At 43.4% G+C, this 7361-nt stretch carries 5 protein-coding genes and 5 tRNA genes; 3 read left to right on the top strand and 7 right to left on the bottom strand.

From position 1 onward, the window contains the following. The first annotated feature begins 391 nt into the window (after positions 1-391). Entirely contained in the window at positions 392-2095 is a 1704-nt protein-coding gene (locus H3001_RS15210; protein WP_178245636.1) for an MACPF domain-containing protein, read from the top strand. 101 nt (positions 2096-2196) lie between these two features. Here the strand turns inward: H3001_RS15210 and H3001_RS15205 are convergent, their stop codons facing one another. From H3001_RS15205 to H3001_RS15195, 3 genes are all read right to left on the bottom strand, one after another. Beyond that, positions 2197-2865, bottom strand: coding sequence for an RluA family pseudouridine synthase (locus H3001_RS15205; protein ID WP_178245634.1), 669 nt, complete (start codon positions 2863-2865; stop codon positions 2197-2199). A gap of 91 nt (positions 2866-2956) precedes the next feature. After that, entirely contained in the window at positions 2957-3703 is a 747-nt protein-coding gene (gene fabG / locus H3001_RS15200; protein ID WP_178245632.1) for a 3-oxoacyl-[acyl-carrier-protein] reductase, read from the bottom strand. Positions 3704-3722: 19 nt separating this feature from the next. Beyond that, positions 3723-4328 carry a TetR/AcrR family transcriptional regulator gene (locus H3001_RS15195; RefSeq protein WP_178245630.1) on the bottom strand — a complete coding sequence of 202 codons (606 nt, stop codon included), beginning with the start codon at positions 4326-4328 and terminating at the stop codon, positions 3723-3725. Between the two features lie 185 nt (positions 4329-4513). Between H3001_RS15195 and H3001_RS15190 the strand changes: the two genes are divergently transcribed. Then, positions 4514-4586 (top strand) — tRNA-Met (locus H3001_RS15190). Between the two features lie 21 nt (positions 4587-4607). Next, positions 4608-4683 (top strand) — tRNA-Met (locus H3001_RS15185). 538 nt (positions 4684-5221) lie between these two features. On the opposite strand, the gene H3001_RS15180 is transcribed toward H3001_RS15185, so the two are convergent. The 4 genes from H3001_RS15180 to H3001_RS15165 form a co-directional block, all read right to left on the bottom strand. Beyond that, positions 5222-5296 (bottom strand) — tRNA-Val (locus H3001_RS15180). Positions 5297-5325: 29 nt separating this feature from the next. Beyond that, positions 5326-5400, bottom strand: a tRNA-Val gene (locus tag H3001_RS15175). Positions 5401-5433: 33 nt separating this feature from the next. After that, a tRNA-Val gene (locus tag H3001_RS15170) sits at positions 5434-5508 on the bottom strand. A gap of 169 nt (positions 5509-5677) precedes the next feature. Beyond that, positions 5678-7333, bottom strand: a complete 1656-nt coding sequence (locus H3001_RS15165; protein WP_181215376.1) for an AMP-binding protein — start codon at positions 7331-7333, stop codon at positions 5678-5680. Positions 7334-7361: the final 28 nt, after the last annotated feature.

The raw sequence follows: 7361 nt of genomic DNA, 5'->3' as shown, positions 1-7361 counted from the left end.
AAAGATAAAAGCATTCAGGGCATCATTCAGAGGAGTCGTGGATACAAGATTCTTTCTCTTCAGGCTAGCCAATGTATATGCTTAAAAAGATTACTATTGTTAATCCCCCAAGATTTTATACTGAGCCGACAACAAACCACTTTCTATTATATTACCACACTTATCATTTATAGAAAATTAAGGATTTAGATATTGATTACAATCTCAAAATAGATATTTTTGCATATATATTCAACATAAGAACATTTCCACCACTTTCCTCAGTACTTTGATAAACAGCTTTTAATTAAAGGAATATACATAAAAACTAATTTTTCATTTCTATAATTATAACATAATAGATAATATAGAAAATATACATTTTATTAAAATAATACTAGACTAATACATTATGAAAAAAATTTTTTTATGCTCAATCTTTATCTTGCAGCTAGCTGCCTGCACTAAAGAAACAGAATTTACGACAGTTAAAAGTACCACAGTGGAAAATACCGCAGAGAATAAAGTGGAAGTAAAAACGGAAAACTTTGTCATAAGGAAAAGAGATTCTTCATTTCCTTTAAAACTTGAGCTCCAATATACTCCTGAAGAAGAAAGCAGAAGCAAAATTTTATATAAATATGAATATTTAGGACAAGGATTTAGCCCTGTCCGCCTCCCGTTATTTGATATATCCAACATCACTCTACCCGTATTAGATCTAAAAAAAATTATTCAAGAAGCGGAACATAACCAAGAAATGGACCTAATACATTCAAGAGACATCCACAGTTGGATATCAGACATCGCTACTTACACCGATTTCAATACATATGCACAATCCGTTCATGTAAGTAAAACCATCAAAGGAGGATTTTCCATTTCAAATATACCTATAATCGGAGCCCTGTTCGGAGCTGGAAGCAAAAAGACGTTTACTGAAATTTTCAACGCAGCATCAGTAAGGCAAGAAAACTCCGTTTATGGACAACTTAATATTATTTATAGAGACTCCCTGCACTTAATTCAAACAGAGGGAGCAGCCAATATCGATCTGACCAATTATTACCATCCACGGTTTAAAAAAGAACTATATCACAAACCTATGAGCAATATCCTGAAAACGTATGGACACTTTCTAATTTCCAGCATAGAGACCGGAGGTACTCTGACAGCCTTGTACCATGGGAACTATAAATCAAAGAAAAATTACAGGAACAGAGAACAGGAAATGTATGACAGCATAGGTGCTTCGATGACCTTAAAAGAAAGCAAAGGAGATACAAATATATCATTACATAAAGGAAAAGGGAATTTCTCTTTTTCTTCCAATAACTTCTCTGCTATACATGTCTCTTTCCGGACCTTTGGTGGAGAAGGGCTATTCAACAACTTTACCTCTCCCAGTAAAATTGAAAATCTCCAAGAACTTAATTTTAATGAATGGGCAAAATCATTGAAAAACAAAGAATCCTTAGCTATTTCTCAAATCGGAGAAGGGGGACTGATTCCCTTTTATGAATTTTTTATAGAACAGAATTTTCAAGAGCAAGCACGAAAATATACTCAAGGAGAGATTGCAGTCGAAAATAAAAAGCTATCAGAACCCAGCCTGTTTCTCGAAACATACGGAAGCAATGACATGAGATTTGCCTCCTTATTTCTGGTCACCAAATACGGAGATTACATCAGACTGGCCAATGCCGTACTTCCAGGAATTTCAGTGACACATGAACATGCCCAATCCGTTTTCAATCAGATGATAGATACTGGAAAAAACTTTTTTTCCGGTCTGTCTGTCAAAGCCAAACATTACTATTTATATGTTCCTTCAATATTTGACGACAGAAATATTACAGAAGTCATACAGAACTTACCTCATAGAAATTTTGAATTTAATGCGATCCTCAGTCAGACCGACACTTCCGGATATCAATATTGCACTTGCCTGGAAAATGACAATATCTATATGATCAGTAAAAAGAATAAAATAGTCTTTACTATTGCATATGACGACATATGGACACAATACGGACTAACCAAGCCTGCCAATCTTTCAGAGCTGGAAAAGATCAGTCTGCACAATCTGATAGGATATACCTTCTTTGCTTTATAAATATCCTTCCGCCATAAAACGAAGAAAGGGCTTTCCTCATCCGGAGGCCCTTTCTCTATATACGTTGAAAAGATTACATACAGTCTTCCTTTTCCGGAACATCAGTCGGCAAAACATCCCCAAAGATTTCCTTCGGGCAGCGGAGCGACCAAATCAATCGGTTCCTTGGAAACGGGATGGATAAAATGAATCTTGCGCGCATGCAGGCAGATGCTTCCATCCGGATTGGAACGCGGGAAGCCGTATTTCAGGTCTCCTTTGATCGGGCATCCCATCTTGGCCAACTGACAGCGGATCTGATGATGACGGCCGGTCTTCAGGTCGACCTCCAGCAGATAATAATTCTCTGAGTGCCCTATCAGCCGGTAGTCCAATACTGCCTTCTTCGAGTTCTTTACCTCTTTATCGTAAGCATACGACTTGTTCTGCTTTTCGTTGCGCACCAGATAATGCATCAGTTCCCCCTGCGGTTCGGGAGGACACTGCTTCACAATGGCCCAGTATGTCTTTTTGACTTCACCGTTGCGGAACATATCGTTCAGGCGCGACAACGCCTTGCTGGTCTTTGCAAAGACCACCAGTCCGCTCACCGGACGGTCCAGACGGTGTGTCACTCCCAGAAACACATTTCCGGGCTTATTGTATTTTTCCTTCAGGTACTGCTTGACTGTTTCCGACAGAGGCACATCCCCCGTCTTGTCGCCCTGCACAATCTCTGAAGCCGTTTTATTGACAACAATTATATGATTATCCTCGTAAACTACGGTCATAGGCTTAATAAAACAGAAAATGAAGGACAAAGAATTCTTTCAGGAACTCTCTATCCTCCATTCCCATACATATTTTTACAGATAGCTTTAATTACATGTTCATACCACCATCTACCTGGATTACCTGACCAGAAACGTATGAAGAAAGGTCAGAAGCCAGGAACAATGCGATATTAGCTACATCTTCCGGTGTACCTCCACGGCGCAAAGGAATCTTCTTAGCCCATTCAGCCTTCACTTCGTCAGACAGTTTTGCAGTCATGTCTGTGATGATGAAGCCCGGAGCGATGGCATTGGCACGGATACCGCGAGAACCCAGTTCCTGAGCGATAGACTTAGCCAGACCGATCATACCTGCCTTAGAAGCTGAATAGTTGCACTGGCCGGCATTACCGTGTACACCTACTACAGAAGCCATGTTGATGATGTTTCCGCTCTTCTGGCGCATCATGATCGGAGTACATGCGTGAATAAAGTTGAATGCTGACTTCAGGTTTACACCGATTACTGCATCCCACTGAGCTTCGCTCATACGCATCATCAGACCGTCTTTAGTGATACCTGCGTTGTTAACCAGAATATCGATTGATCCGAAATCTTCCTTGATCTGTTCTACCACCTTCGCAGTTTCCTCAAAGTTGGCAGCATTAGAAGCATACGCTTTAGCCTTTACACCAAAAGCTGCGATTTCAGCTTCAGTATTCTTTCCGTTTTCATCAATAACCAAGTCTGTGAATGCAATGTTTGCACCTTCGGCAGCAAACTTCAATGCAATAGCCTTACCGATACCACGAGCAGCACCAGTAACGATGGCTGTTTTTCCTGTTAATAATCCCATATTGATTTATTTTTAAAGATTAAATTCCTTTTATTTCCTTTTCCTTGAATCCTAAAGCACCGTAAACAATATTCGCCACGTATCTCCAGCCCGTCTCATCGTCCAGGTTTTCCCCTATCTGACCGCGAATGTACGGAACCTCCATGCCTTTGATGCAGTAATGCAGGATGTCGGCAGTGATTTCCACGTCATCGATTCCGAAAAGGTGCATGTCCTTGCCTTCCTGCAGCACTTCGCGGAAGAGAGATACTTCCTTAGCATCAAAGCGCTTGCGGACTGCCTCCACCCTCCAGATATCCCTGAAGAAATCGGCACGCAACGTACCGTTACGGTACACCAGCATCTTGATCAGGTCCAGATGAGTAGTAATGAGTTCCAGAATCTTCTGGTTGACCGCAATCGGCTTGCGGGCCACCTTTTCCATTGTATCCGAAAGCACCTCCAGCTCAGACTCTGCCACAGCCAGATAAATCTGCTCCTTGTTTTTAAAGTAAGTATACAATGTACGCCTACCCTTTTTGGAAGCGACAGCAATGTCGTTCATTGTCGTAGCCTCTACCCCTTTTCGGGCAAAAAGCTGACGGGCAACTTCTACAAGCTTGGTCCGGGTCTTTGATACAGTCATCTTATCTATTAACTTTGTTGCACAATGCTTTATAATCTGAGCAAAAGTAGTCTTTTTATCTCTATCAAACAAATTTACCCCCTACTTTCCCGTAAGATAATATGAGTTTTTAAATAAAATCACACATTTTCTTGTTTAATTCAAAAAAAGTCCGTACCTTTGCAGCGCAATTAAGAAATAAACATCGCGGAGTGGAGCAGTTGGTAGCTCGTTGGGCTCATAACCCAAAGGTCGTCTGTTCGAGTCAGGCCTCCGCAACTAAAAAAACTTATAAAACATCGCGGAGTGGAGCAGTTGGTAGCTCGTTGGGCTCATAACCCAAAGGTCGTCTGTTCGAGTCAGGCCTCCGCAACCAAGATAAAGAGATTCCAAATGGAATCTCTTTTTTTTATTTGTATATCGCACCTCCACCAATACACCCCTCAATAATTACACAATCACCTGCTGGCTGAACAAACACCAGCAGGTGGAAAGCCTCTCATAAAAGACCAGATATTCAATTTCCCAAAACGACTGAAACATTAAGCGGCCGGCAACAGAAAAAAGTCACCCGCTAAAAGAAAAATTAATCCGCAACGTGATCTCACCGCTCAGCACCGCCGTTTTATTAATTCACGGCGTCAACTAATAAAACCATCATGCTGATACTATTTAAAAACGAGCTACCCGCCTCTTCAGACAAGCGTCCGATACAATATACCTCGGGGACTTTAAAAGAATAAGCGGCCACCTCCATTTCACCCCAAAACTACCGCAACCACTGTTTACCGATATGTCAGAACATAAGAATAAGTATAAGAATAATAAGAAGAATCAGAATAAAAAGTCCCGGAATCCGAACCAGGAAAGGGGATACGAAAAAAAAGCCTTGCAGTTGCAAGGCTTCCTATCGGTGGGCGTTGACGGATTCGAACCGCCGACCCTCTGCTTGTAAGGCAGATGCTCTGAACCAGCTGAGCTAAACGCCCGATGTATGTGTATGTTTCCGCTTTTGAGGTGGGCGTTGACGGATTCGAACCGCCGACCCTCTGCTTGTAAGGCAGATGCTCTGAACCAGCTGAGCTAAACGCCCAAAAGGGAAAATTTGACTAATTGCTTTTTGCGGTGGGCGTTGACGGATTCGAACCGCCGACCCTCTGCTTGTAAGGCAGATGCTCTGAACCAGCTGAGCTAAACGCCCGAGTCTCATTCTCGTTTGCGGATGCAAAGGTACCACAATATTTTGAATCTGCAAACAATTCCCCGTTTTTTTTCAAAAAAAGAGAACATAAAATGAAATAAAGGCCTCCAGACAGGCAATTTTACCCGTCGAAAGGCCTTTTTTTATAGGAAATTGAATTGATGCATCATCATCCTTTATCCTTCTGGCGGATTTCCACCCGTCGGATTTTTCCACTGATGGTTTTAGGCAGTTCGTCCACAAACTCAATGACACGAGGATACTTGTAAGGAGCTGTCACACGCTTCACATGATCCTGCAACTCCTTCACCAGTTCCGGACCCACCTTCTGCTTGTATTCCTTAGCCAGCACGATGGTTGCCTTTACCACCTGTCCGCGGATTTCATCGGGCACTCCGGTAATGGCACATTCCACTACTGCCGGATGGGTCATCAGGGCACTCTCCACTTCGAACGGGCCGATCCGGTAGCCGGAACTCTTGATGACATCGTCGGCACGTCCTACAAACCAGTAATATCCGTCCTCATCGCGCCATGCCACATCACCGGTATAATATACACCGTCGTGCCATGCTTCGTGCGTCAGTTCCGGAGCCCGGTAATACTCCTTGAACAGTCCCAGCGGCTTGCCATTTCCGGTACGGATCACAATCTGTCCCTGTTCTCCGTCTTCGGCAGAACGTCCGTCCGGAGTCAGCAGATCGATGTCATACTGAGGATTAGGCACACCCATGCTTCCGGGTTTCGGGTCCATCCACGGGAAAGTGGCCAGTGTCAGTGTCGTTTCCGTCTGTCCGAAACCTTCCATCAGGCGGATACCGGTCACCTTCTTGAAGGTTTCGTACACCGAATAATTCAGAGCCTCACCGGCAGTGGTACAATATTCCAGGGAAGAAAGATCGTATTTGGTAATATCCTCACGAATCAGGAAACGGTAGATGGTAGGAGGAGCACACAGCGAAGTAATCCGGTAATCGTGTATCTTCTGCAGGATATCAGCCGGAGTAAACTTCTCATGGTCATACACAAAGATATTGGCACCGGCAATCATCTGTCCGTAGAGTTTTCCCCATACGGCCTTTCCCCATCCCGTATCGGCAATGGTAAGGTGAAGACTGTTCTCACTCAGGTTATGCCAGAAACTTCCCGTCGCAATGTGTCCCAGAGGATAGGTAAAGTCATGAGCCACCATCTTCGGCTCGCCCGTAGTTCCCGACGTGAAGTACATCAGCATGATATCGTCATTGGTATTGACGGCTTCCGGACGTTCGAAAGGCTCAGCCTTTGCCAGTCCCTGATGGAAATCCTCAAACCCTTCCGGATACTCCGGTCCTACACTGACCAGTTTCTCCACGCTCGGGCAGTCCGGCATCGCGTCCATAATGTGCTTGGTAATCACCTCCTCGCCCGCAGCCACAATCATTTTGATAGTAGCCGCCTTGCAGCGATATACAATATCCTTTTTCGTCAGCAGATGAGTGGCCGGAATCACCACCGCTCCCAGCTTATGCAAAGCGATGATGGAGTACCAGAACTCGTATCTTCTCTTCAAGATCAGCATGACCTTATCGCCTTTGCCGATACCCAGCGACTGAAAATAAGAGGCGGTCAGATCGGTCTGTTTTTTCAGATCGGCAAAAGTAAACTGAATACATTCTCCCTTATCGTTTGTCCATAGCAGCGCCTTTTTATCAGGACACTCCTGTGCCCAGGCATCTACGACATCATATCCGAAATTAAAATTCTCAGGAACCTTTATATGGAAATGTTCCTTAAAATCTTCCTGAGAGACAAAGCTTGTCTGCTCTAAAAATCTTTCTAACATATATATTTTTTTTGCTATCCTTACTATC

The sequence above is a fragment of the Phocaeicola faecicola genome (assembly GCF_013618865.1).
In the GTDB taxonomy this organism is placed as follows: domain Bacteria; phylum Bacteroidota; class Bacteroidia; order Bacteroidales; family Bacteroidaceae; genus Phocaeicola; species Phocaeicola faecicola.
The sequence above is the reverse complement of the archived record's forward strand: the minus strand, read 5'-3'. Positions and strand labels throughout refer to the sequence as shown.